At 43.0% G+C, this 26,998-nt stretch carries 25 protein-coding genes; 8 read left to right on the top strand and 17 right to left on the bottom strand.

Features of this window, described 5'->3' with window-relative positions; genetic code table 11:
* Positions 1–4: 4 nt before the first annotated feature.
* Positions 5–994: a sodium:calcium antiporter gene (locus H513_RS0112755; RefSeq protein ID WP_026801105.1), complete on the bottom strand. Its 990-nt coding sequence runs from the start codon at positions 992–994 to the stop codon at positions 5–7.
* Positions 995–1,310: 316 nt separating this feature from the next.
* On the opposite strand from H513_RS0112755, the gene H513_RS0112745 reads away from it, so the two are divergent.
* Complete coding sequence (locus tag H513_RS0112745) at positions 1,311–2,900, top strand: M4 family metallopeptidase (protein WP_026801104.1); 1,590 nt, start codon at positions 1,311–1,313, stop codon at positions 2,898–2,900.
* Positions 2,901–3,151: 251 nt separating this feature from the next.
* Positions 3,152–3,958, top strand: a complete 807-nt coding sequence (gene proC, locus H513_RS0112740; RefSeq protein ID WP_026801103.1) for a pyrroline-5-carboxylate reductase — start codon at positions 3,152–3,154, stop codon at positions 3,956–3,958.
* A 38-nt stretch (positions 3,959–3,996) separates the two neighbouring features.
* Here proC and H513_RS0112735 read toward each other — a convergent pair whose 3' ends face one another.
* A complete protein-coding gene (locus H513_RS0112735; protein WP_233422722.1) occupies positions 3,997–4,860 on the bottom strand; it encodes a DUF1002 domain-containing protein in 864 nt (287 codons plus the stop codon).
* Between the two features lie 119 nt (positions 4,861–4,979).
* Complete coding sequence (locus H513_RS0112730; RefSeq protein ID WP_026801101.1) at positions 4,980–5,435, bottom strand: GNAT family N-acetyltransferase; 456 nt, start codon at positions 5,433–5,435, stop codon at positions 4,980–4,982.
* A gap of 192 nt (positions 5,436–5,627) precedes the next feature.
* On the opposite strand from H513_RS0112730, the gene H513_RS21650 reads away from it, so the two are divergent.
* Positions 5,628–5,960, top strand: coding sequence for a hypothetical protein (locus H513_RS21650; protein WP_154655244.1), 333 nt, complete (start codon positions 5,628–5,630; stop codon positions 5,958–5,960).
* On the opposite strand, the gene H513_RS20210 is transcribed toward H513_RS21650, so the two are convergent.
* The 10 genes from H513_RS20210 to H513_RS0112680 all read right to left on the bottom strand — a co-directional run bounded on the left by H513_RS20210 (position 5,871) and on the right by H513_RS0112680 (position 18,552).
* Positions 5,871–7,289, bottom strand: a complete 1,419-nt coding sequence (locus H513_RS20210; RefSeq protein WP_231572117.1) for an NAD(FAD)-utilizing dehydrogenase — start codon at positions 7,287–7,289, stop codon at positions 5,871–5,873. The two genes, H513_RS21650 and H513_RS20210, sit on opposite strands and share 90 nt — an antisense overlap.
* A complete protein-coding gene (locus H513_RS0112720) occupies positions 7,289–8,422 on the bottom strand; it encodes a nucleotide disphospho-sugar-binding domain-containing protein (RefSeq protein ID WP_026801100.1) in 1,134 nt (377 codons plus the stop codon). The genes H513_RS20210 and H513_RS0112720 overlap by 1 nt, the downstream gene beginning before the upstream one ends.
* A gap of 74 nt (positions 8,423–8,496) precedes the next feature.
* A complete protein-coding gene (locus tag H513_RS0112715; protein ID WP_026801099.1) occupies positions 8,497–9,783 on the bottom strand; it encodes a dihydrolipoamide acetyltransferase family protein in 1,287 nt (428 codons plus the stop codon).
* 23 nt (positions 9,784–9,806) lie between these two features.
* Positions 9,807–10,790 carry an alpha-ketoacid dehydrogenase subunit beta gene (locus tag H513_RS0112710; protein ID WP_026801098.1) on the bottom strand — a complete coding sequence of 328 codons (984 nt, stop codon included), beginning with the start codon at positions 10,788–10,790 and terminating at the stop codon, positions 9,807–9,809.
* A gap of 14 nt (positions 10,791–10,804) precedes the next feature.
* Complete coding sequence (locus H513_RS0112705; protein WP_081658282.1) at positions 10,805–11,749, bottom strand: thiamine pyrophosphate-dependent dehydrogenase E1 component subunit alpha; 945 nt, start codon at positions 11,747–11,749, stop codon at positions 10,805–10,807.
* A 71-nt stretch (positions 11,750–11,820) separates the two neighbouring features.
* Positions 11,821–13,239, bottom strand: coding sequence for a dihydrolipoyl dehydrogenase (gene lpdA, locus H513_RS0112700; RefSeq protein WP_026801096.1), 1,419 nt, complete (start codon positions 13,237–13,239; stop codon positions 11,821–11,823).
* Positions 13,240–13,255: 16 nt separating this feature from the next.
* Positions 13,256–14,344: a butyrate kinase gene (gene buk / locus H513_RS0112695; protein WP_026801095.1), complete on the bottom strand. Its 1,089-nt coding sequence runs from the start codon at positions 14,342–14,344 to the stop codon at positions 13,256–13,258.
* Positions 14,345–14,385: 41 nt separating this feature from the next.
* Positions 14,386–15,480, bottom strand: coding sequence for a branched-chain amino acid dehydrogenase (gene bcd / locus H513_RS0112690; RefSeq protein ID WP_026801094.1), 1,095 nt, complete (start codon positions 15,478–15,480; stop codon positions 14,386–14,388).
* Positions 15,481–15,492: 12 nt separating this feature from the next.
* A complete protein-coding gene (yqiS, locus tag H513_RS0112685) occupies positions 15,493–16,395 on the bottom strand; it encodes a phosphate butyryltransferase (RefSeq protein WP_026801093.1) in 903 nt (300 codons plus the stop codon).
* Positions 16,396–16,464: 69 nt separating this feature from the next.
* Positions 16,465–18,552: a sigma 54-interacting transcriptional regulator gene (locus H513_RS0112680; protein WP_026801092.1), complete on the bottom strand. Its 2,088-nt coding sequence runs from the start codon at positions 18,550–18,552 to the stop codon at positions 16,465–16,467.
* A 139-nt stretch (positions 18,553–18,691) separates the two neighbouring features.
* Between H513_RS0112680 and H513_RS0112675 the strand changes: the two genes are divergently transcribed.
* From H513_RS0112675 to nei, 4 genes are read left to right on the top strand one after another with little or no spacing between them, the layout of a single operon-like run.
* Entirely contained in the window at positions 18,692–18,928 is a 237-nt protein-coding gene (locus H513_RS0112675; protein ID WP_026801091.1) for a DUF2627 domain-containing protein, read from the top strand.
* Positions 18,929–18,977: 49 nt separating this feature from the next.
* Positions 18,978–20,882 (top strand): DUF294 nucleotidyltransferase-like domain-containing protein, encoded by a 1,905-nt coding sequence (locus tag H513_RS0112670; protein WP_026801090.1) that lies wholly within the window; start codon positions 18,978–18,980, stop codon positions 20,880–20,882.
* A gap of 20 nt (positions 20,883–20,902) precedes the next feature.
* A complete protein-coding gene (locus tag H513_RS0112665) occupies positions 20,903–21,613 on the top strand; it encodes a 3'-5' exonuclease (protein ID WP_231572116.1) in 711 nt (236 codons plus the stop codon).
* Between the two features lie 14 nt (positions 21,614–21,627).
* Positions 21,628–22,458 (top strand): endonuclease VIII, encoded by an 831-nt coding sequence (gene nei, locus H513_RS0112660; RefSeq protein ID WP_026801088.1) that lies wholly within the window; start codon positions 21,628–21,630, stop codon positions 22,456–22,458.
* Here nei and H513_RS0112655 read toward each other — a convergent pair.
* From H513_RS0112655 to H513_RS0112645, 3 genes are all read right to left on the bottom strand, one after another.
* Complete coding sequence (locus H513_RS0112655) at positions 22,452–22,664, bottom strand: hypothetical protein (RefSeq protein WP_026801087.1); 213 nt, start codon at positions 22,662–22,664, stop codon at positions 22,452–22,454. The genes nei and H513_RS0112655 overlap by 7 nt on opposite strands.
* 47 nt (positions 22,665–22,711) lie before the next feature.
* Positions 22,712–24,064 (bottom strand): aspartate kinase, encoded by a 1,353-nt coding sequence (locus tag H513_RS0112650; protein ID WP_026801086.1) that lies wholly within the window; start codon positions 24,062–24,064, stop codon positions 22,712–22,714.
* A 105-nt stretch (positions 24,065–24,169) separates the two neighbouring features.
* Positions 24,170–24,706, bottom strand: coding sequence for a GNAT family N-acetyltransferase (locus H513_RS0112645; RefSeq protein WP_036770241.1), 537 nt, complete (start codon positions 24,704–24,706; stop codon positions 24,170–24,172).
* Positions 24,707–24,955: 249 nt separating this feature from the next.
* Between H513_RS0112645 and H513_RS0112640 the strand changes: the two genes are divergently transcribed.
* Positions 24,956–25,258 carry a YkvS family protein gene (locus H513_RS0112640; protein ID WP_081658281.1) on the top strand — a complete coding sequence of 101 codons (303 nt, stop codon included), beginning with the start codon at positions 24,956–24,958 and terminating at the stop codon, positions 25,256–25,258.
* A 743-nt stretch (positions 25,259–26,001) separates the two neighbouring features.
* Here the strand turns inward: H513_RS0112640 and spo0A are convergent.
* Positions 26,002–26,790: a sporulation transcription factor Spo0A gene (gene spo0A, locus H513_RS0112635; protein ID WP_026801083.1), complete on the bottom strand. Its 789-nt coding sequence runs from the start codon at positions 26,788–26,790 to the stop codon at positions 26,002–26,004.
* Positions 26,791–26,998: the final 208 nt, after the last annotated feature.

The following is a 26,998-nucleotide window of genomic DNA, read 5'->3' as shown; positions in this document are numbered from 1 at the left end:
GAGTCTACCCCTTAAGCATGTAGACCGCCCAAGTGGAGACGATATAAATTCCAACAATTAAGAGGGGCGGCGTTACGTATAAGAGCGTACTCCGCCTTTTCTTTCTTGTAATGCTGTAAAGAAGAACGAGTGTGACTACGACCGTAGCTGAACTCGTTACAAGGTTCGATGGACTTGCATAGTTGAATAAACTATTGTTCAAGTAAATTGCATCTGTAAACGAAAGCAACATAATGTTGAAAGCATTACTCCCTAGCAACGAGCTTACACCCATGCTGTAATTCCTCAATTTGATTGCTGTTAACACGCTCACTGCATCAGGAAGCGACGTACTCGCACCTACTAAGAATGATCCAATAAAGGACGTACCAAGCCCTGTTATATCAGCAATTCGATCTGCTGAGATGGTTAGACTCGTTCCAATCATCGTGATCAAGACAGCAAAAAGGATAAAGCGTGTCAGCATCGTTCGATAAGAATAATTTCCGTACTTCTCGTTACGTCGGCTTTTCCGCTTCACTTGCTCTTCGGTGCGACGGTTAATCCACTTCACTCCACCTACATAGACAAGCACAAGCACAATCGAACTGTAGCCAATATGGAACAATTGCCCTGACGGCGAGAAGGATAATCCTCCAATTACAATCAAGGTCATGAAGATGACAAGGAATACATATAGTTTGCTCCCTTCATCGGTTTGACCCATAATTTGATTTCTTCTAAATACGATATCTAGAACAGCAAGTGCAAGTAAATTAAACAAATTGCTACCTAGAAGATTTCCAATTGCAAGATTCGGACTGTCGATTGCAATTGAAGTTACACTAGCTGTTAATTCCGGAAGCGAAATCGCAATACCGATAATAAATCCTATAAATGCTGAGGAGGTCTTTGTCTTCTCACTAATCCCATCCCCATACATGGCTAAACGAGAGGCAATAAAATAAGTTGCCACTGCTGAAATTCCGAAAATAATAAACGCCCAAGCATTCATTTACAAAACTCCTATATTCATTTTGCTCTTAATCCATTACCTTAGCTCTTCCTCAATAAACACATTCCCATTAAATTTAATAAATTTGTTATATTGTGCGTCTATAAATTTCCAAGTAATTAGCAAACCCTTCCACCTAAACCCATTACATATTCAACCAAATAACCCCTACAAAAGTAACGTTCAGATTTTAAATTTACTGAATTTTATAAATTATCAGTATCACCTTCGTATAAATATAGGTTTTCATTCCTATTTATACATCTCCTCACACCGTCGATATTTCGGATAACACGTTAAAAGGAGAGGGTATCGCATGACAGGTAAATGGAAAACACTCTTAGGAACAGTGACAGTAGGAGCTACACTACTAGCAGCGTCTGTGACGCCAATAGAAACCGAAGCCGCTTCCACAGATAAAGCCTATGAATCTACGTTTAACAAGCAGATTACATCTACCATTCCACTCGAAGACGAACAAGAAGTACAAGCATTTCTTAACAAGAAGAAAGCCCAATTGGATATTGGAGAACCTGTTGAATTAAAGTTCGTGACTAAGGAAACCGATGAAGTCGGAATGACACACTATACATTTCAACCCACACTAGAAGAAGTGCCACTAGACGGAGCAAAGTTAATGGTTCATACCGACGGTGACGATCATCTAATTGCCGTTAACGGGGCCCTACATACGGATTCTCCTCGTCAAGCATCCAATACTAAAGTGGTTTCCAGTGAAATTGCCAAAGAAGCAGCCTGGAACTCAATTGATGTAACACGAGATGCAACCGACGAAAGCCTAACTTCTCCAATTGGTGAAGTTACGGAAACACTTAAAGAATCAAGTCAGCTAGTCGTCATGGTACAAGATGGAGATTACAAGCTTGCTCATCATATCCAACTGCAATTCACTACCCCTTACCCAGCGAACTACCAAATATGGGTTGATGCTGAAACGGGAGACATCCTGAAAAAGATGAACAAAGTGCATGAAGCCACTGGATCAGGTACTGGTGTACTTGGGGATACGAAAGAACTCAAGACTTACCAATCAAATGGTACCTATTATCTTTACGACACATCAAAACCGATGACTGGTGTGATTGAAACGTTCGATAACAATCAGAATGGACAATTCCGCCTACCTGGTTCGTACGTTACAGATCGTGATAACGCCTTTACTAGTAGCCGTCAACGGGCAGCTGTCGATGCCCATTACTATGCTGGACAAGTATTCGATTACTTCTATGATACGTTCGGACGGGTTAGCTACGACGACAATGGTGCTACTATCCGCTCTAGTGTTCACTATGGATCGAACTATAATAATGCAGCTTGGGTAGGAACTCAAATGATTTATGGTGACGGAGATGGCTCTACCTTTACAGCATTATCTGGAGCAGATGATATCGTTGCACACGAACTAACTCACGCCGTCACAGATGAAAGCGCAGATTTGATTTATGAGAACCAGTCAGGTGCTCTAAACGAATCGTTCTCTGATGTGTTTGGCTACTTTGTAGATAATGAGGACTGGCTTATGGGAGAAGACGTCTATACACCAGGAGTACCTGGAGATGCGTTACGCTCATTGTCAAACCCAACGAAATATGACCAACCCGCTCATATGGACCAATATCGAAATCTGCCAAACACAGAAGCGGGTGATTATGGCGGGGTTCACATTAATAGTGGTATCCCAAATAAAGCAGCGTACGTAACGATCCAATCCATCGGGCAGACGAAAGCAGAGCAAATTTATTATCGCGCGCTTACTTCGTACTTAACACCTACAAGTACGTTCCAAGAAGCGAAAGAGGCGCTAGTTCAGTCAGCGAAGGACCTTTACGGTTCAGCTGAAGCGAATGCTGTTACAACAGCGTGGAACGATGTAGGCGTTCAATAGTGATAGAAAGAAAGAAGCATCCTGAGGTAATACTCAAGATGCTTCTTTCTCCTTGTAACTAACCCCTTAACTTTATCCTTCTCTCCTTCTCCATTCAGGCTATCCTATAAGAACGTGCGCTGAAACATTTGTATGTAGTAGAAGGTACGCTGTCCCGCTCCTATGCAGGGGCTTTCTCCCCCATCTTGAATGAACCGTGTTATGATAAGAAGCGTATAGCGAATTTAATACAAAAAGGTGGAACATAATTGATGCAACAGACAATCGGGTTTATCGGTTGCGGGAATATGGCACAAGCCATGATCGGTGGCATGCTTGAGTCCGGAATCGTACAACAAGAACAACTACTAATCAGTGCTCATTCAGCTAAAACCACTTCTTATGTTGAAGAAACTTTCGGCATCTCAACTACGCTTCAGAATCGAGAGGTCGTTTCAAATTCTAAATTATTATTCTTGGCCGTTAAACCTCATAAATACAAAGATGTCATTGAGGAAGTACGTTCGGCTGTTTCCGATGAGACAGTTGTGATTTCGATTGCACCGGGTATTTCATTTCAAGATTTAACAGAAATGTTCAACCGAGAGATGAAGTTTGTGCAAGCGATGCCGAATACCCCTTCCCTTGTTCAACAAGGTATGACCGCACTATCCTCGAATGAACTTGTTACCGAAGAAGAGTTGAGTTCTATTGTTGAACTCTTTCAAAGCTTTGGGAAGGCAGAAGTAATTCCTGAAAGCATGATGGGTGCCATTCCATCAATTAGCGGTTCTTCTCCTGCCTATGTATACATGATGATTGAAGCGATGGCTGATGGTGGGGTTAAACAAGGTCTTTCAAGAGATCAATCCAATCGCCTCGCTGCCCAGGCCGTTCTAGGCGCGGCCCAAATGGTATTGGAGAGCGACAAACACCCAGCCCAGTTAAAGGATGATGTCTGCTCCCCAGGTGGCGCTACTATCGAAGCCGTATCGAAACTTGAAGAATCTGGATTCAGAAAGAGCATTCTAGCTGCTATGGAAAGTTGTACAGCGAAAGTGAACCGAATGAGTGATTAATAGTAAAGCCCCTCTCATAACTGAGAGGGGCTATCTTATTAGGAGAAGATACTACGGAAAAAGTCCGCAATTGCTTGGAGTACAGCCATAACGAAGTCGCCAATTTGTTGAATAAAGTTCTTTCCTTCTTCAGAATTAATGAAGTCATCAAACTTTTGCTTTGCTTCTTCTAACTGGTCCCCCACTGCATTAAAATCAATATTCAAATCTTGCATTCTTGTGAATAGCTGAGTTAGTTCATCTTTCGTTTGCTGGTCTAACTGAATTCCAAGGTCATCAGCGGTTTGTTGAACCAATTGCTTCATTTCTTCCGCATTTTCAGGTGTATTCTCCGCCAATTTTTCTTTCATTGCGGTCATAAATGCTCCAGCTTCTTCTGTTCCTAGCTCATCACCAAGTTCAGCTGTCATTACCATTTCTTCGTTCGCAGTCTGTTTCACATCTTCTGAAATCTTCTCGCCTGAAGATGTTTCATAGGCTTTGATGATGCCTGTTAAAGCAGCAGTTCCTGATACTTGGAACGGGGCCGTTACTTCGATTCTTGCATCTTTCACCCCAGCTGTAGCAAGTGCGTTCATATACATTTCGTCAGATACCCAAGTAATCTTACTACTATCCACTTCTAGACCACTTCCACTTTTCGTATACGTAATCTTTGCACTTGATAAAGCTTTGCTCCCGATTTGTGCTGCAGGAATGTAATCTCCAAGGTATTGGTGCTCTTCGTCATTTGTTGTTACGACTTCCATGTAGTCGCCGCTCACGTCTAGCTCATTTAGAACGGATTCCTTCTGTTCCTGAGTTAAGTCTTCTCCGACTGACACCACAACATCACCGACTGCAACATCCGCTGACACCGTTAATGGTGTGGCGATGAGCATGCCGAACAATACAATAGCCATACCACTACGAATTGCAAGAGCTTTCATTTCAATTCCTCCAGTATTTATTGAGCTTTCTTCTCTGTTAAGTGAATGGAGCTTGTAGTCTTAGACGAATGAAGTACATAAAACGTTTCAAATTAAGGTAAGGATTTGCTGAGATGGACTTGATCTAGACAGGGAATTCCATCCTCCACAATCGGATCATCATAATGGATGACAAAATAGTCCCGTTCGATGTACATCATTCTAAATCCACATTTCTGGTACAGCGCAAGTACTGGAATACTAGAGTTGCCAGTCTTCACGATGATTTCTTTCATTCCGAGACTCTTTGCCTGCTCGAAGGCATGAATAACTAGCATTCTGCCAATCCCTTTCCCTTGAGCAGATTCCTTCACGGCTAGATTTGTGATTTCTACAAGGCGAGGCTCGGTCTCGTATAAGACGTAGACCCCTACTGGAACTTCCTCTTCATAGGCCACGTAGCAGTCTCCTAGTTTGACCGTCTGTTCTACACGTTCTATTGAAGGGTCAGCTAAGAGGAGAAGATCATAAGGCGGTCGTTCTCCCGGTTCAAGTTTACGAATTTCCATCTAATCCCTCCTCTCGTAATCCCCATTATAATCCCCCTTACAATCACCATCGTTTGTGACGATTACAAGAACCGATGAGCACCCTACATACTGCTCTAACCATTACGTTATGAAATGAACGGCCCCCCGTTTGGAATAAACACGGATTGACTATACTAGATAACAAAAATAGCCGATGAGGAGGAAGGCATCATGACATTTATCCTGCTATTTCTTGGATTAATCTTAGCTAGTCTATTCTATGATTATCTCACAGGAAACCGTTTTTCACTCAGCAGAACACTCCGTCGTACCCCGTTATTATTAATGAGTGCATGGGTTACCCCCGTCCACACGCTTCATGTATTCCATGTGTCCATTGAACTATGGATTCCGATTGGATTTATCCTCTCACTAGGATATTTAATTGTAGTAGAAAGATGGGAAAAAGCGAATTTACGAACTTGTTCCATTGGATTTGGCTATGCAATCGTTCTGATTCTCTACCAGCACGGAACTCACATCGTTCATCAGTTGCTTGCTTAACCACTCCCCAACATATCGTCCACTCGCAGCAGCCTGAGATAGAGAGTGTGTTTCTCCTGAACAATCCCCGATTAAATAGAGCCCAGGAACCTCCGTCTCAAACCAGTCATTCGTCTTGACCTTTGGTTCATAGAACTTCGCATCTATCCCGTACAACAGCGTGTCACCATGAATCGGCTCTTCAATTAGACGTTCAAGTGCTTGTAACATCTCAAGCGTCGCATCTAAATAAAATCCTGGGATTTCATTACGTAAATCCCCTGCTTCAGCATGTAGTGAAGGGACGATTGTAGTCGACGATAGAGTCGTTGTCTTTCGTTCCTTCACTAGGTCTTCTAATCGTTGAACGACAATTCGGTTACTATTTCCGTTAATTTCGCCGATTATTCCTTGTGCATATGAGAGAGCGTCCTGTGACGAGTGAAAATACTTAGGGACGAACCATGTGAAATTTAAATTTTCTGTGGGCGTTGGCTTCTCTTTCACATTTTGACCATCAGGCATAACGAGGCCAAACTGATGCTTTCGAATAATACGCCCTTTCGGATTCATACAGTAGGTGGTTCCGGTAAATGTCTCCCCTACATAGGTAAGCTTCGTTTCGAATGTATCGGTTAAGATTGATTGAAGTTGGTCACCTTTCATCTCAATCCTTAATCCTAAATCAAGGCGAGCTTCCCCTTGTGTAAGGTTCAATGCCTGTTTTTGCTTCTCAAGCCATGCATGGCCACTCTTACCAGTACCAATCACGACTTTTCTCGTCTTACTATGAGAACCATCACTCGTTATAAGCTTGAAACCGTCATGGAGCGGGAGTATAGTATCGACTTCTGTTTCAAATGAAAAGGTGACATGAGGGGCCAGGGCGTCATACATGTTCTGAAACACTTCATTCGCTACTCTTGTGCCTAAATGCCTGACGTCAGCAGACCGCACTTGTAAAGAATGGGCTTCCGCTCTTTTACTTAATGCTTCATTTTCTGTCGAATACATGGGAACGACATCCGCGCCATAATGACAAAGGACATTGTCCACTTCTTTCATATATTGAAGCGCTGCATCGTTCCCAATCTTTCGGCCTAACTCACCGCCGAAATCATTCGTGTAATTGAACTTCCCCTCAGACTTCCCAAGTCCTGCAAACCCTATGTATTTGTGACATTCCCCTTCGCACGTACACATATCCCCCTTATCTAACCCGCAATGGCGTAAGTGGAGAGGCTTTCCTTTATCGATGATATGAATGGCAAGTTCAGGATTCTCCTCAATCAATCGGTCGGCTAAGAACACACTACTTACTCCCGCTCCAATGATGGTAATATCATTCATTATGACGACTCCTTCTTCCTAGACTCAATGATAGACACTGCTAACGGAATTCCTCCGCTTCTTGCAATTTCATCCTTCATTGTCATCATGCTTTCTGTAGAGTAACCACCATGAAGCATGGAATGAATACATGTTCGTAACGCTTCTTCAGAAATCCGATTTGCGTCAATTTTAACACCTAACCGAAGTGACTCTACTTGTTGAGCAATAAGGGGCTGGTCTGCCATATGCGGTGCCACAATTAGAGGAACTCCAAATTCAAGCGCCTCCATGGTAGAATTAAAGCCTCCATGGGTTAGAAAGACATCGGCATTCTCTAGTACTTGTAGTTGTGGGACAAATCGTTTCACTGTTATATTACGAGGAAGTTCCCCTAAATCCTCTATTTGCGTGGATCCGCCTATCTTCAACACAACATGGTACTGTTCATTCGCCAACGCTCGAATACACTTATGATAGAACTCTCGATTGGAAACGACGGAACCAAGGGATATGTAAACAATCTTCTCCTTCTCTTTGAATAATTGACGAAGTTCTTCGTCCTCTTGCTGCTTACGTTTAGAGGCTAGTGGACCTACAAATGTATATTCATCGCCCACGTAATGATTCCAAGGTTGAAAGGAATACGGAACAGGAACGATATTTTCATCTCCAGTTGATAGGAAGATCTTACGAGCGACTTGTTCTGGAAATGAAAACGTTCCAGCTATCTCTGTAAGTATCTCTTCGTTGATGGCAAATGAGGTGTTAAAGGATACCGTCTTCGCTTGCGTCGTCAGAACGACTGCTTTCCCCCATGCACTCATTGGATCGTAGACAATGACATCCACCTCTTCTTGTTCTAAATGGTTCATTACCTCGTTCGTGACAGCCTGATTTTCAACGAACATATGCATCATATGGCCTTGAAGATCTTCTTCGTTAGGTGCCCCGTCACGGTTCGAGATTGTATCAGCAGGGTCTTCAGCTGTCTGTAACACCACGGCTCTTGCTCCATTACTCTCAACAGATTCCTTTAGTGAAGGAACCGTATAATAAGTCACGTCATGCCCACGGTTCAATAATTCTTTCGCTAATGGCAATGTAGGGTTGGTGTGTCCGAATGCGGGTACCATGATAAAATAGATGTTCAAGTTCTACTCTCCTTTTTACTTTAAGCATAGCAAAAAGCCCGAAAAAAATTCTCGAGCTTTCTACTTTCTGTTTATTAATAGACTGACGTTGAGTCCTTTGTCATGTTCTCTAAGAGTTCTTTCACTCTCGCAAGGAAATTACCAGCGATTAGACCATCAAGCACACGATGGTCAAGCGATAGGCATAAATTCACCATATCACGTGCTGCAAACATTCCGTTCATATAGACAGGCTTCTTCACGATAGATTCGACTTGAAGGATTGCTGCTTGCGGGTGATTGATGACCCCCATCGACTGTACAGAACCGAACGATCCTGTATTGTTTACAGTGAAGGTGCCACCTTGCATATCCGCCCCAGTTAGCTTGCCATTCCTTGCTTTCATGGCAAGGTCCGTAATATCCTTCGCAATGCCCTTAATTGACTTATCATCCGCATCTCTAATAACTGGCGTGAAGAGCTCATTTTCTTTCGCCACGGCGATGTTTAAGTTAATGGCTTTACGTTGGATAATCTTGTCACCAGCCCATGTGCTGTTCAACTCTGGATACTCTTTCAATGCTTGAGCAACTGCTTTAACGAAGAAGGCGAAGTACGTAAGAGAGAAGCCTTCTTTCTGCTTGAATTCATCTTTCAATGAATTACGAAGCTCAACTAGATTGGTAACATCCACTTCAACCATCATCCAAGCATGTGGGATTTCGGTCGTTGACTTCACCATATTATTGGCAATCGCTTTACGTACCCCCGTCACAGGGATTTCTACATCACCTGGCTGAGTCGAAACTTCAGATTGTGCTGGTTGTTGCTCAACCTTAGTCGATGGTGCAGCTTCTCGTTTTGGCTCTTTAGCTTTCGGCTCTTCCTTCGCCTCATTCGATGACGATGGAACTTGTCCAGAAGCAATGACCTTCTCTACATCTTTACGTGTAATCCGGCCACCACGTCCCGTTCCCTCTACGGCTTCTAAATCAATATCATTGTCTTGAGCTAGTCGAAGGACTGCCGGTGAGTAACGCTTTTTCATTGGTTTTTCGTCAGAGATTTCTGCTGGTGCACTAGATTCAGTTGGCGCCGCAGGCTTCCGAGAAGAAGTCTCTTCTTCCTTTTCCCCTGCTTCCTCTGTTTCGATATAACACATGAGTTCGCCTACTTCTACCGTCTCGCCTTCTTGTGCTACAAGGTCTACAATCGTTCCAGTATAAGAAGACGGCACCTCCGCATTGACTTTGTCTGTCATCACTTCTGCAATCGGGTCGTATTTCTCAACTTTATCGCCTACCGAGACGAGCCAGTTTGAAATGGAACCCTCTGTTACACTCTCCCCAAGCTGGGGCATATTAATTTTTTCTTTTGCCACGGTTGAACCCTCCTCAATCTAGATTAAAATTCAGCTAAGTCGCGCATGGCCTTCTCTACTTTATCCGGGTTCATCATGAAGTACTTCTCCATAGTCGGTGCATAAGGCATGGAAGGGACATCAGGTCCAGCAAGTCGTTTAACAGGGGCATCTAGATCAAATAGGCAATTCTCTGAAATGATTGCCGCCACTTCTCCAATAATGCTACCTTCTTTGTTATCTTCTGTAACAAGTAAGACCTTCCCTGTCTTCTTCGCTGCCTCAATAATCGCCTCTTGGTCAAGTGGATAAACCGTACGAAGGTCAAGAACATGGGCCTCAATGCCTTCTTCTGCGAGTTTCTCTGCTGCTTGTAAAGCGAAATGAACACAGAGACCGTATGTGATGACCGTTATGTCAGAACCTTCACGTTTCACATCTGCTTTACCGATTGGAAGTGTATAATCCTCTTCCGGCACTTCGCCTTTAATAAGGCGATAGGCGCGCTTATGTTCAAAGAAGAGTACAGGGTCATCGTCACGGATTGCTGCCTTCAATAATCCCTTCGCATCATAAGGTGTTGATGGCATCACAATCTTTAATCCAGGCTGATTCGCAAATACAGCTTCAACAGACTGGGAGTGGTAAAGCGCACCATGGACACCTCCACCGTATGGAGCGCGAATGGTCATAGGTACATTCCAATCATTGTTCGAACGATAACGTACCTTTGCTGCTTCTGAAATAATTTGGTTGACTGCAGGCATAATGAAATCAGCAAATTGCATCTCTGCAACAGGTCGCATCCCATACATCGCCGCACCGATCCCGACACCTGCGATCGCGGATTCCGCAAGTGGTGTATCAATTACACGTTGCTCTCCGAACTTCTCATATAGTCCTTCAGTCGCCCGAAAGACTCCTCCACGCTTTCCTACATCTTCACCAAGTACAAAGACTTTCGGATCACGTTCCATCTCTTCGTGCATGGCCTCTGTGATCGCTTGTATATAAGATTTAACTGGCATAAAGACTCTCCTCCCTACTCGTTCTCCGCATATACGAACTTCAATGCACTTTCAGGGTCCGCATATGGAGCGTTTTCTGCGTAATCTGTACCTTCGTTGACGAGTTGCTTGATTTCATCTTCAAGCGCTTGTTCCTTCTCATCAGTCAGGACACCAGCTTCTTGTAAATACGCTTTAAACGTAACGAGGGCATCTTTCTTCTTCGCTTCTTCTACCTCATCCATCTCACGATACGTTCGGTCGTCATCATCACTAGAGTGAGGCGTTAAACGATAGGAAACGGACTCAATCAGACTCGGCCCTTCTCCATTACGTGCACGGTCTGCAGCTTCTTTCACCGCTTCATAAACTGCAAGTGGATCATTGCCATCTACCGTGTATCCAGGCATGCCATATCCGATTGCACGATCTGACACTCGTTCACACGCAATTTGCTTCTCTACTGGAACAGAAATCGCGTACTTGTTATTCTCAACCATTGTAATGACTGGAAGCTTGTGGACACCCGCGAAGTTTAACCCTTCATGGAAATCCCCTTGGTTCGATGACCCTTCACCTAATGTAGTAAAGGTAACGAACCCTTTGTCTTCCATCTTAGAAGCAAGTGCCATTCCGACTGCATGAGGCACTTGCGTCGTAACTGGGGAAGAACCTGTTACAATATTATTCTTCTTCTGACCGAAATGACCTGGCATCTGACGACCACCAGAGTTCGGGTCTTCGGCTTTTGCGAAACCAGACAACATTAAATCTTTCGTCGTCATTCCGAAAGCTAGAACGACGCCCATATCTCGGTAGTATGGAAATACATAGTCTTTCTCTTTGTCTAACGCAAAGGCTGCACCTACTTGAGCTGCTTCCTGCCCCTGACAAGAGATTACAAATGGAATCTTACCTGAACGATTTAATAACCACATACGTTCATCAATCCGACGTGCCAATAACATGACACGATACATCTCCAATACGTTTTCATCTGAAAGGCCTAGTTGTTCATGACGATTTTGTGTCACGAAACTCCCTCCTTTATTTATCCGTGTATTTGATTGCCTTCGACCGCTAATGCTGCTTCTCCCATTGCCTCAGACAATGTTGGATGAGGATGAATGGTTTGGCCGATTTCCCATGGTGTTGCATCTAATACTTTAGCTAATCCAGCTTCTGAGATCATATCCGTTACGTGGGGGCCTATCATGTGGACGCCTAATAAGTCATCTGTATCCTCATCAGCCACAATCTTCACGAACCCGTCTGATTCACCAAAGACAAGCGCCTTGCCAATTGCCTTGAATGGGAATTTACCCACTTTAATGGTGTACCCTTGTTCTTTAGCTTCTTCTTCCGTTAACCCAACACTCGCAACCTCTGGGCTTGAATAAATACAGCTTGGAACGTTATTCATATCTAATGGATGAGGCTGTTGGTCCGCCATATGCTCAACCGCCGTAATTCCTTCATGAGAAGCGACATGGGCAAGTTGCATACCACCAATGACATCCCCAATTGCGTAAATATGAGACTCTTTCGTCTGATAGAATTTGTTCGTAGCAATCGCGTCCTTCTCGACAACGATGTCTGTATTCTCAAGACCAATATTGGTTACATTAGGACTACGTCCGACCGAAATAAGCATGCGGTCTGCGGTATAAGTTACATTGTCTCCGTTCTGCTCTGCTGTAACCTTTACCCCGTTCTCTTTAACGAGAGATTGAGGGTCTACTTTCGCATCGGTTACGATGTTAACCCCTTTATTCTTCATAAGACGAGTCATTTCTTTCGCGACTTCATGGTCTTCTGTTGGCAAGATACGCTTCGAATACTCTAGTACGGTCACCTCTACCCCAAAGTCTGACAACATCGATGCCCATTCAATGCCAATCACTCCTCCTCCAACAATCATGATGGATTCTGGTAGCTCTTCCATTTGAAGCGCTTCGTCAGATGTCATGACCAGTTGCCCGTCAACTTCCATACCAAGCGTACGAGGTTTTGAGCCTGTTGCAATCAAGACATTTTTAGGGATGAGCATCGTGTTCTCATCGCCATTAGCATATTCCACCGAAATGGTGCCTGCTGTCGGGGAGAATATGCTTGGACCTAATATGCGCCCATACCCTTCGTATACATCAATCTTGCCCTTCTTCATTAAGCCTTGAACACCTTTATGTAAAGAATCAACTATGGATTGCTTTCGTTCCTGCACTTTAAAGAAGTTCAATGTAGGCGAAGCGGTTTCCACACCGTATTGTTCAGCTTCTTGTGTAACCTTAAATACTTCCGCACTACGAAGTAATGCCTTCGAAGGAATACACCCTCTATGCAAGCAAGTTCCACCTAGTTTATCCTTTTCAACGATGGCGACGGTTAAACCCAACTGAGAGGCACGAACAGCTGCCACATAACCACCTGTACCGCCACCTAATACGACTAAATCATATTCTTCTGCCATGTGATGTCACTCCTTTCTAACCGATTGAGAGAGGATAAGTCTTTGCTTCTTCTTCATTGTTTAACACACGTAGAGCTCCTTCTGACAGAGCCTGCAATTCATTCTCACCGGGGTAGACAAGAACGTCAGAAATCCATTTTACTCGGTCTGAAATCATACGAACAAGTTCTTTGCTATAAGCAAGACCACCAGTAAGCGCAATGGCATCTACATGCCCTTCTAATACGACACTCATGGAGCCGATTTCCTTCGCGATCTGGTATGCCATCGCTTCATAGATTTCTTCCGCTTCCTCTTGACCCTTTTGAATCATCGCTTCAACATCTCGGGCGTCATTCGTCCCTAGATAGCCCATGAGTCCACCTTGTCCAACAAGCTTCTTCATCACATCTTCCCGGTAATACTCTCCAGAGAAGCACATCGCGACAAGATCTCCTGCGGGTACTGTTCCTGCACGTTCAGGAGAAAATGGTCCATCACCATGTAGACCGTTGTTCACATCAATGACTCTTCCTTCTTTATGAGCACCGACAGTAATTCCACCGCCCATATGAGTCACAATCAACCGCGTTTCTTCATATGGTTTTTGGAGTTCTGTAGCTACCTTTCTCGCAACAGACTTCTGGTTCAATGCATGGAATATACTCTTACGTGGAATTTCAGGCACACCAGAATATCTTGCGACTGCCGATAGCTCATCTACCACAACGGGATCAACGATAAACGCTCGGATATTTAATCCTTTAGCGATTTCATGAGCAATGATCCCACCGAGATTGGATGCATGCTCTCCATTATAGCCATTCTTCAAGTCTTCTAGCATTGGTTCATTTACTTCGTACGTACCGCCCTGAATAGGACGGAGCAAGCCGCCCCGCCCACATACAGCATCTATCTTTGATAAGTTAATCCCTTCATGATCCAACTCTTCTAAAATGATTCTTCTTCTAAATTCGTATTGGTCAATAATTCGTTTGAAAGAAGAGGTTTCTTCACTAGAATGGCGAATTGTTTTCTCAAACATACATCGCTCATCTGTAAACACCCCAATTTTAGTAGAGGTAGAGCCTGGATTTATGACTAGGATTCGAAATGATTGGTGCAAGACTTTAACCCCCCTTGTTCAGCTTCTCTCATCCCCTATTCTTAACGTCGGTTCAAGATGCTCTTTTCATTTTGTAGAAATGTGCTGCGCGATTTACGCATGCGTTCAATACGTTCTTCCGCCATACGGTCCGCTGCTTGGTAAGAAGGAATGCCATCACGTTCTGCGATTTCAAATACACGTGCTACATTGTCGTAAATTCCCTCTACCCGTTTCAGTGCACGCTCTTGATTATATCCATAAAGTTCATCTGCTACGTTCATCACACCACCTGCATTGATGACGTAATCTGGCGCATAGTAGATCCCCATTTCGTGAATTGCATCACCGTGTGTCGTGTCCTTCAGTTGGTTGTTCGCTGCACCTGCAATTACCTTTGCTTTCAATTGAGAGATTGTGTCGTCGTTAATCGTCGCGCCTAACGCACATGGTGCATAAATGTCACAATCCACACCATAAATCTCATCCGTTTCAACAGCTGTTGCGCCAAATTCGTCCACAGCACGTTGCACTGCTTCTTTATTTATGTCTGTTACAACCAGATTGGCTCCTTCTTCATGAAGGTATTTGCAAAGGTTGTACGCCACACTTCCAACACCTTGAACAGCAATGGTACGTCCTTCTAAGGAATCTGTTCCGAATGCTGCTTTTGCAGCTGCTTTCATTCCGCGGTAAACACCAAATGCTGTTACTGGAGATGGATTCCCAGAAGAACCGAAAGCAGGCGAAATTCCTGTAACGTAATTCGTTTCCTCATGAATCGTATCCATATCTTGAACGGTCGTTCCTACGTCTTCTGCCGTAATGTATCGGCCATTTAAACCTTGGATAAAGCGTCCAAATGCTCGGAACATTTCTTCATTCTTTTCTTTCTTAGGGTCTCCAATAATTACCGTCTTTCCTCCACCAAGGTTTAGACCAGCTGCCGCGTTTTTATAAGTCATTCCGCGAGCAAGGCGAAGGGCATCCACAATTGCTTCTTCTTCTGTTGCATAGGTCCACATTCTTGTACCACCTAATGCAGGCCCGAGTGTAGTATCATGAATTGCGATTATGGCCTTCAGACCAGACTGCTCATCGTGACAGAATAGTAGTTGCTCGTAATCATACTCATTTAAGTACTTGAAAATTTCCATGTTAAGTCCTCCTCAATCTCTTTCTGAAGTTAATAACGCTAAGGCAAGGGAATACAGCTTACTCTCAGCTGAATCTGCCCGAGACGTTAAGACGATAGGAGCTTTAGCTCCGCTTATCAGTCCCGCTACATTAGCCCCGGCAAAATAAACAAACGACTTGTACAGTGCATTGGCCACCTCAATTGTAGGGGCTAACAAGATGTCGGCTTGACCTGCAACCGGAGAAACAACCCCTTTATGTGCCACAGCCTCTTCTGATACTGCGACATCAAAGGCTAGCGGGCCATCGACGATGCAATCCGTAATTTGCCCCCGACGCTGCATGACCGCTAAAGACGCTGCATCAACTGTTGCTTGCATGGTTGGATTGACGACTTCCACCGCAGCTAAAGCTGCAACCTTTGGCTCTTCTATTCCGATACTCTTCGCTACTCTTACAGAATTTCGAATAATTTGTGCCTTTTCTTCAACAGTCGGTTCAATATTCATACCAGAGTCCGTTAATAGCGTGAATCGGTCTCTCCCTGGAACTTCAAAGACCGCAACGTGAGACAGTACATTTCCAGTTCTCAATCCATATTCTTTGTTCAGAACTGCTTTCAACACCGTCTTCGTATCAATATTCCCTTTCATGACAACATCTGCTTCCCCTTTAGATACAAGCTGTACAGCGGTTTCGGCAGACGTTTCATAAGAAGATGAAGCGATTGATACGGAATCAGACTCCAATGAAAGACCAGCATCTTGGGCAGCTTCAACGATTCCCTTCTCATCCCCAACAAGGATGAAATGGGCTACACTTTCATGCAGAGCCAGTTTGACAGACTTTAGCACTTCTATGTCCGCAGCTTGTGCTACGGCTACTGTTCGCTTAGAACCTTCCTTCACTTGCTGTAGCAAAGACGATAATTTCAACGCCCCACTCCCCCTTGCGCTCTATTGAAAGCGCTTTATTTTATATATGCAATAATTTGCAAGTGTTTCCTAATTAGAAAAGTCTTGCATATTGTCTTTGTCTATTTCGTATTTATCTAGTTTGTAATACAGGTTACGAATGGAGATCCCGAGAGATTTGGCTGTCTTTGTCTTATTAAAGCCATTGTTTCGGAATGCTTCTATTAATATCCTGCGCTCATGTTGGTCTAACGATTCTTGAAGCGTCTTTCCATTCCAAGCATCTGGGTTCTCATGGATGGCTGATGTTTTCGTTACCTTTGGATGAAGCCATAATTCTGGAATGTGCTCAAGTTCAATCACTTCACTATTCATTTCCATAATCATCATGGCACGACCGATGACATTCTCTAATTCACGAACATTTCCAGGCCAGTCATATCCCTTTAAGTAGTTCAACGCTTCCTTACTCACATGGAGAACATTCCGACCATAGTCTTGATTTAATTTCAGTAAGATGTTGCGAATTAAGACGCGAAAGTCATCCTTACGTTCCCTTAACGGCGGTAGATAAATCGGCAGACGGTTTAAGCGATAGTAGAAATCTTCTCTGAAAGCGCCGTTCATGATTGCTTTCTCCATGTTTATATGAGTGGACGCGATGACACGTACATCAATCGGTACTGGCTTCGCCCCTCCTACTCGATACAATTCATGTTCTTGAAGAACACGCAATAGCTTGACTTGCATAGATTGCGAAAGCTCACCAATCTCATCCAAGAAGATACTGCCGTTATTCGCCTCTTCAAAGAGTCCTCGCTTTCCTCCACGCTTAGCAAATGGGAACGCATCTTCCTCGTACCCAAATAATTCCCGCTCCAATTCCTCATCACCTAGCGATGCGCAGTTTACTCGGAGAAATTTATTGTGTTTCCGGTCACTCTCATTATGGATAGCATGAGCGAAAATTTCTTTCCCTGTCCCTGACTCCCCACGCAGTAAAACGGAAGCAGGAGTTTTAGCACCTACTCGCGCTTGCTCCAGAGCCAAGATCATTTCATTGGACTGCCCTACGATGTCATCAAACGTGTATTTCGCCTCTAAATTCCGAATAATTTGCCTTGCCCTCTTCAATTCAGAGGTTAAGTTCTCAATTTCCGTCACATCGTGCAAGACGCCTACACTACCTTTTAAGATTCCATCCACAATAATTGGGGCGACATTGACGATAACGTCCTTTTTGGCTGGACCAACTTTCATCCTTACATTTCGAACGGGACGCCTCGTCTTCAGGACTTGCATGTGCATGCTTTCACCTTCAGAAATATCCGTTGTAGCAGGCCGACCAATAATTTCTTTACGTTGTAGCCCTGTAATCTTTGTATAGGCTGGGTTAACCATAAGTCCAATGCCATTCTCATCCACAACTGAGATTGCTTCATCGCTTGATTGGATGATGGCTTCAAGCATCGTCTTGACTTCCTTTAAGTCGGTCAACTCTTCCGCTAACGTTACAACATCTGTAATGTCCTTGAACACAGCGAAAGCTCCAACCACTTTCCCCTCTCCATCAATCAATGGGATTCGGGTCGTAATGACCGTCTTGTTGTTCTCCAAGTCAAGCTGTTGGTTGACTTCTTCTCGCTGGGTTCGCATGACGTGCGGCAATCTTGATGTGGGGATTACCGTATGTACATGCTGCTCTATCGCATCCTCTCGAGACTGTCCAACAATCCGCTCTGCTGCTTCATTCATGAATGTAATGACATGCTGTTCATTAATCACAACCATCCCATCATGGATGGCATTTAATATATTTTCTCGGATTGTGGTCTGTTCTTGCAGTTCGTCTACTAGCATTTCCTTCTCTTCCAATAGTTGAGCTGTAATATAAGCGACAGCCCCTGGGATTACGACTGTTCTCCGAGACCTTGATAGAAGCAACTGTTGGAACACTTCTTCTTCACCTGTTGCTTCGATAACAATATCAATCTCATCATTTAGCCATTCTTCCCAATCATGTCCGACTGGAATCGACAATTGATTTGCAAGTTGAATTCCTGGTGCATGTTTCTTCTTATCAACGACTGCAACAATGTTCATCATTTCCGTCTCAGACAGAAGATGAATCAAGGCAGTACCACCTTTTCCCGCTCCTACGACGAGAACTCTTTTCATTCGCATCCTCACCTTGCAATGTTTTGCACATCTTTACTATATAGGAACGTGCATAGTTTAGCAAGAAGCAAACCTTTGATTCTTATTCAAGCTTTGTTATACTTTAAAATGGAAGAATGCGACAAGGGGACGAGCATCTATGGGGAGATTAATAGCTGTAATTATGATGATGATCCCAGTGATGATTGCCGTGCTAGGCGTGAAACTCATGAGGGATACGTTATTTGGTATTGTTCATCCTTTGTATGGAACGCTATGGATACAAGGGATTGCTAGTCTGATTTTCTTTATCATCGGCCTATGGTTAGTTGGGGGATTTATCTTACATAGAGACCGTAAGCGCAATAAAACAAAAGGAAGATTTGAAAATAAATGAGCGCTACCCTCGGGTACGCTCTCTTTTTTTAGGGATAAGGGGGATTAAAATGTCGCAACTGCTAGAACTCATACAGAATCAACACCCATTTAACTTGCTTACTGAGGAGCAATGCAACCGGTTGTTCCAGCACTCTTCAATCAAAGACTACAAGAAGAATCAATTTATAATCCACGAAGACCAGGATAACCCTGGCATCTACTTTCTCGTTCATGGACTTGCTAAGAACGTTATGCATCGTTCCAACGGAAAGCAATTGTCTCTCCGTTTCTATTACCCCGGGGAGTTAATCGGCATTATGGTGATGCTTACAAGTGAAGATTTGCGCTTCTCTGTAGAGGCGTTAGAGGATTCAAAGGTACTTGCATTTAATCGAAATACGTTCTTAGAAGTAATGAATCAGAACCAATCCTTCTCAAAGCTCATGTTAGATGGGATAAGCCAGCTGATGAAATCTTTGTATCAGGAGATTAAATACAAAGACCAAGATGAAGATGAACAGAAGAATTTATTCAAAAGACGTGTGAAAGAATTTATGGAAGCCCCAGTGACAATCCGTCCTGAACAATCGTTAATGGATGCTGTTCGATTAATGGAGGAAGAGAGCGTTGGAGGGCTTATTGTGACAGATGCTTCTAATGATTTAATGGGTGTTTTAAGCTTTATGGATGTCTTTAAAGCTTATAAAGATGGCAATTTCTCATGTACAGTCGCACAATACATGTCTACTGAGCCCTATGTAGTCACGCAAACGGATTTCATCTTTGATGGGGTCTCCTACTTAAAGAATGTTCCGAATGGAATTATTCCTGTTGTGAACAAACAACGAACAATAGGCGTACTCCGTCAAACCTCGTTCTTAAACATGCAGGATTCTGTTTATTTTGATTTAAGACACCAAATCTCAACTGCAACGAACTTTGAGCAGGTGAAACAATTATCCCCAAGGTATAACAAAACGTTTCAGCAATTTGTTCAAACGTTGCTTGATGAGCAAATGTACGCCTACGATGTAACAGAATTAATTTCTAGTTATAACGATGAGCTACACAAACAGATCATTCATTTAGCAGAAGATGCGATGGTTCAAGCTGGGTACGGTACACCACCCATTAATTACTGTTTTATCGTCATGGGTAGTGAAGGTAGGAAGGAACAAGCCTTTAGTACAGACCAGGATAACGGTCTGATCCTCGCTGATTACACTCATTTGTCAGAAGAAGACCAGTTGCAAATCGATACGTACTTCAAACGATTCGGCGAGAAGATTAACGATATGTTGGACCAATGTGGCTTCCCTTACTGTACTGGGAATATTATGGCACGGGAACCGAAATGGCGCCAGTCTCTATCAAGCTGGTATGAAACCATTACCCACTGGATTAACAAAAAGGATGCAGAGGAGATTCGTGACTTTACCATCTTTATTGATTTCCGACCTATTACAGGGGACTTCTCGCTAGCGTACAGCTTACGTGACTTCCTGACAGAGCGTATGCAGCGCTCCCTGAACTTACACCAACTTCTAATGAAAGATACGCTACGTTTCCGAGTTCCGGTCCAACCATTTGGTCGCATTCAAGGAACCGGGAAGCAACGCGAATTAAATTTGAAGAAGTCTGCCATTATGCAAATTGTGAACGCAGTTCGAATTTACGCGATTAAGCATGGGATAGACGAAGTTCATACCATCAAGCGTCTAGACAAGCTGAAGCAGAATGAACGTTTTCACCCAAGGGATGTAGAAAACGCGAAGCTCGCTCTGCATCGTCTGCTCAAATTGCGCCTTGAGATCAATCTAGAGCAACTACGTAATGACGTACCATTATCCAATAACTACAGTTTGTTGCAAACTTCAAAGCAAGAAAGAAAAGCAGTTCGAGAAGCACTCATGATTGCCAAGCGCTTGCAACAAGTATTAGAAATTAGCTACAACCGAAATCGGGTGGTTTAACGTTTATGTTACCTATAGACTTGGAAATCTTAAAATACATCTTCTTTGAGAAACACATCTATGCCCATAAGATCAAGCCTTACTTACAGGGTAGCCAATATGAGCTTACGTCAAATCAAATTCAATCCTTCGAACAGGATTCATCTATGTTAGACGTTCCACTTAGCGAAGTTCCCTTTACCATCTTCGACTTAGAAACAACTGGATTACTTCCAGAAGTGGGACATGAGATTATTTCAATTGGTGCAGTTAAGATTACAGGAACAGATGCTGAAGTTGGGGAAGGATTCCATCAACAAGTAAGACCCATTCGTCCAGTCACCAAGCTCACGCTTGAGTTAACAGGGCTTGACGAACAAGATTTGAACCAATCTCCACCGTTTATCGAAGGGCTATCAAATTTCCTTACATTTAGTGAGAATTCTATATGGGTCGCACACCCCGCTCGCTTCGACTTAAACTTTCTACAAGTGATGTTGAAACGTTGGAAACTGCCTTCTCTTGCACCACTCTCTTTGGATACCCACGCGGTAGCAAAAGCTCTATATCCAGAGGAGAATCATCAGCTAGATGCGCTCATTCAACGATTTGGCATTCAACAACTCGTCCGGCATTTCGCATTAAATGATGCAATTATGACAGCAGAATTGTTAACCCATCTTATTGCAGAGCTACAAAATAGGGGAATCCATACAATCCGAGACATTTATACCCATCTGTATGAGAAGTAAAGGAGGACCTCTTTATGCCGGAAGGACCGGAAATTAAACAAGAAGCAGACCAAATCGCCTCTATTATAGAAGGAAAGGTCATACAGGATGCTTATTTCGCCTTCCCTTCATTAAAAGGATATGAAGAAATTCTGAAAGGCGACACGGTTCAACAAGTAGACACCAAGGGAAAAGCTTTGCTCACCCGTTTTCAGAGTGGTTATACCATCTATTCGCATAATCAACTTTATGGGAAATGGATCATTCGACCTCTTTATGATTATCCCGAAACAAACCGTCAGCTTCGCCTTGCTTTACACACAGATGCCCATTCTGCACTTCTATACAGTGCCTCAGATATTGAAGTGCTAAAAGACGAAGAAGTAGCTGAACATCCCTTTATTCGGAAAGTTGGTCCTGATCTATTAAGTGAGACTGTAACTGTTACCGATCTTGTTCAACGGTTTCAATCAAACCGTTTCCGAAATAGGAGATGGACTGCCCTACTGTTAGACCAACAGTTTATTGCTGGAATTGGGAACTACTTACGGAGCGAAATTATGTTCGAAGCGAACATTCATCCCGATTTAAGACCTGTTGATTGTTCAGACGAACAGCTTCACCAAGCAGCTGAAGCTGTTCAAACCATGGTACATCGGGCTTATCAGGCTAATGGCATTACAGTAGACCCAGCTTTAAAGCGCCGCCTACTAAAGGAGGGTGCAACAAAGCGTCACTATCGCCATTACGTGTTCAATCGAGAAGGTGAGCCTTGTCGATTAGATGGTACCGAAATTATTAAAATACAGGCAAACAGCCGTAGGTTCTACTACTGCCCTACCTGTCAACAGAAGGAGAGTCATTGACTCTCCTTCCTCTTTTGCCTGTTATACAAAATTGTTGCGTACACACCTATTGCTAAGCTGACTAAAGACAGACTGGTATATAGATACACTTTATACGGGGTCTCTTCTACGCTTAAAAACGCTGCCCATGCCTCTACAATGGCAACAAAGTATATAAATACAATGACAGTCGGGTTAATTCGCTTACGTTTGTTTCCTTTCTCCATATTGAACACCTCCATAACAATGAAAAAAAAGCTGAGAGCGTATGCCCTCAGCTATTGTTTTCCACGAAAAAGCTCTTATAAAGCGCCTGAACAGCAGGAATAATCCCATTTTCTTTAATACCGAACATCATAGATACTTCAGATGAGCCTTGGTTAATCATCTCAATGTTGACGGAAGCTTGCTGGAAGGCTTGGCTTGCCCTTGCAGCAACGCCAATCCGCTCATTCATCCCTTCTCCTACAAGCATCACCATACCAAGATCTCGTTCGATTGTAACCGTATCGACTTTCAGTTCGTCTGTAATTCGGCGAACGACGACTTCTTCCTTCTCAGGAGGAAGCTGCTCTTCACGTAAGATGACGGACATGTCATCGATTCCAGAAGGGGCATGTTCAAATGAAATCCCTTCTTCTTCTAGAATTTGAAGCAAATGCCTTCCAAAGCCACGTTCACGGTTCATTAAGTATTTGCTTACATAAATGCTTAAGAAGCCATCATCACTTGCAATCCCTACAATTGGTTGTTCAGATTGGGGGCGCTCTGCGACAATGCGTGTACCTCGCTCACTAGGATTGTTTGTATTCTTAATCGCCACTGGTATCTTCGCACGAAATGCGGGGATTAAGGCTTCATCATGAAAGACTGAGAATCCTGCATAGGACAGCTCTCGCATTTCCTTGTAGGTTAGTGTATGGATCTCTTTTGGTTGTTCCACAATCATTGGATTGACGCAGTATACAGAGTCTACATCTGTAAAGTTCTCATATAAATCAGCCTTTACCCCAGCGGCTACGATTGAACCGGTAATATCAGACCCACCGCGTGGGAACGCCATTAGACGTTCGTCTGAAGTATAGCCGAAGAACCCAGGAATAATGAGTATGCCATCACGATCTCTTAGTTGATACAATCGATCAAAGCTCTCATCTAACACTTGGGCACTCCCTGGTTCGTCACTTACGATAATTCCTGCCTCTTTCGGATTTACATAGTACGCTTGGTGTCCAAGGTGATTTAAATAGAGCGAGAGTACTTTAGCAAGCGTATCTTCCCCTGTTGCTTTCAGCGCATCCATTTTGTTCTCGTACACCTTATCCCCGTGCACGACCGCTTCTAACGATTGTCGAACCTCATCCAATACGTCTGTTGGCAAGTGTAAATCGGTCAGAATCTCTTTAAACCGCTCAATAACTGCATCGATATACCCTTTCGCTTCCTCTCGGCCACTCGTTCCAATACCTATCAATAAATCCGTCACCTTTATATCATCAGCAAATCGTTTTCCTGGTGCGGATACGACAACAAGTTTACGTTCCGGGTCTTGGGTAATAATATCGGTTACTTTCTTTAATTGCGAAGCACTCGCTACAGAGCTTCCTCCAAATTTAGCTACTTTCATGTGTTTTTCCCCACTTTTTCACAACAATTTATATAATTTTTAATCTTATCATGAAAGTGCCACTATTTTAAGAATTTTGTATCCTCGTTTTTAAATTTATGGAAGTCAGTTTCCCTCAGACTCCCACTCTCGTTTAAGGATGCTAAAGATTAACACATCTTTAAACTGACCATCATGCCATAAATCCTGCCGTAAACTCCCATCTAACTTCATGCCAATCTTTTTGATTGTCTCAATCGATGGGTGGTTACTGCCAATGGCTTGAGCAAACACTTTATTGATTCCTTTCTCACTAAAGGCTTCATCGAGGCACGCTTTGGCAGCTTCTGTGCCGTACCCCTTTCCCCAATACTCTTCATCAATGACCGCTGCAAGCTCTCCCTTCCACTGTCCGACATGAATCCGGAGTGAAATGGAACCAATAAGTCGATTCTCGGTTTTAAGCACAATCGCATATGGGATTAGTCCTCCATACTCGATTAGTTCTTCATGACTCTCAATCCAATTCGTAGCATCTTCAATCGTATATGGATAAGGAATCGTTGTTGTAGATGCAACCTTCTTATTGTGATAGATTTCTTGCAACCGCTTTGCGTCTTCTCGTCTGAAATAGCGAAGAATTAGCCGTTTCGTTTCCAACATCTCACCATTCCCCCTTCTATACTTATTTATGAGTAGAAGACTTCCTTATCATGATACGAAGCAGATCAGAAAGAATTAACTCAAAATTTCGGATACTTCCGTTTCTTATTAGAATGTTTTATCATGAAGTAGAATCGTGTTAGAGTAATTTAGCGAATGGACAGCCCATATAAGGGTATAACTGAACTAAGAGAGAAAATATGGTGGATGTTACGTACCACATAATGAATCGACGAAAGGGGATCTCAAATGAGTGATGAAAACTTAACAGGCGGATTGCTCGATGCTGCTTTCAGCCGTAAGGAAAAAGAAGAAAAAGACCAAGTGGCAGAAGAAGAAAAAGCTACTGAAGGTGATATCATTGCCTTCAAGAAGGGAAAACAGGAGCTTGAAGGACTTGTTGTCTCTGCAAAGCTTGATAATTCGGTTGTCGTAGACATGACCATCATGGAAAATTTCGAGAAGCTGAACTTGGACTATGAACGTACTGTTGTTGGGCATGGAAAATATACAGTAAAACAACGTGGCACGTTGCCACAAGAAGAAGAATAAACGAATAGAGGTTGAAGGGGATAGTTCTATCTCCTTCAACCTCTATTCTCCTACATACCAGAGCCCTTAACATTTGCAGGAGTAATAAGAATTTCCCAAAAAACATACACGCTTCTTTACCTACTACACTCGACTTGTTCAGAATGGATTCCATTCGGCTATGGCGTCGAATCAATAATTGATAATAACGACCGTAATAAAAAACCTAACACTTTTTTCAAACGTGGATATGCTAAGCGTTTCTTTAACAACTAGCTTGTGGAATATTACAAGGAAACTCAAAGGGATGAACAAATAATATAGAAGTTAATATAAAGCTTTGAGAGAGGTTTAATCGTCCTGAAGAGGTAAAGGTCCACCTCCACTTGCTAAGTATGTGGAAATGGCTTAATAAGGGAGCACAACAATCTGGACTGTCGAAGGTTATTCAAAGATTAAAATGTGGAAAGATAAACAACGCACTACGAAATACTGAATAATGTTGCGTTCAACTATAATAACAGTTCATTGGAGAATTGATTAAATAAATTAATTCAACTGGGGGCATTAAAAAGGATGTTTCCGTTTTTGAAAGTATGTGTAATTTCCAGTAAAATCTCTAGCTCTTACATAAAAATATACAAATGGCTCTTAAGTTTGTTGAGGCAGGAGTTCACCTCCAACCCCAACAATTCACTTAGAGCTCTATATTAGCTCTTACTTAAATCATATCTAATCATACAACTTTAGGTAAGTGTTCGAAGTTAAACAGCCATATGCTCCAAACGTAACTTATCCGCCACCATTGCGATAAACTCACTGTTTGTTGGCTTCGCTTTCGACATGGATACGGTGTAGCCAAATAGCGTTGAAATAGAGTCAATGTTACCTCTGCTCCATGCCACTTCAATAGCGTGTCGAATTGCTCGCTCTACACGGCTTGCAGTTGTATTGTACTTTTTCGCAATATCCGGGTACAGAACCTTCGTAATGGACCCTAGTAACTCAATGTCGTTGTAAACCATAGAAATGGCTTCACGTAGATACATGTATCCTTTAATGTGAGCGGGCACTCCGATTTCATGGATGATGTTCGTAATACTTGCATCTAGATTAAGCTTCTTCTCAGGTTTGCGTTCTCGAACCGCACGATTTCGACTAGAATCAAATGCTGGGGATTTGCCATGCACTTGGAGAATATGATCACGCAGGTTATCTAAATCAAATGGTTTTAAAATAAAATAAGATGCCCCTAGGTCGACCGCTTTCTTCGTTACTTCTTCTTGCCCAAACGCTGTAAGCATAATGACGTTTGGCAGACGCTCTTTACCAAGTTCCTTCATCTTAGAAAGGACTGCCAATCCGTCAACGTGCGGCATAATAATATCCAGCACTAGGACATCAGGATCGGATTCTTCTAACAACGTTAAACAATCTTGACCATTATAAGCTTTCCCCACAACTTCAATCTCTTCCTGGTCATAGAAATAATCATCTAACATATGAACAAGTTCCCGATTATCATCCGCCAAACAAACTTTAATTTTTTCCACGCATACTTCCTCCCCGTTTTTGGTTCCCTCTTGTCTCCAAAGTTTATTTTCGACAGAACTATGAAATTTCCTCTTTTTCACGTGAAAAACTTTGAATTTTTTCGATTCTCTTCCATTTCCTCGATTTTTCACGGGTATTCGATTTCCTTCAACATAGTTCAACGCTATAAGCGTACATTTGTCGAAAAAACTTTAGGTCATTATCACC

The organism is Pontibacillus halophilus JSM 076056 = DSM 19796 (assembly GCF_000425205.1).
GTDB lineage: Bacteria > Bacillota > Bacilli > Bacillales > BH030062 > Pontibacillus_A > Pontibacillus_A halophilus.
Note: the sequence above shows the minus strand (reverse complement) of the source record. Positions and strands in the feature narration are given on the sequence as shown.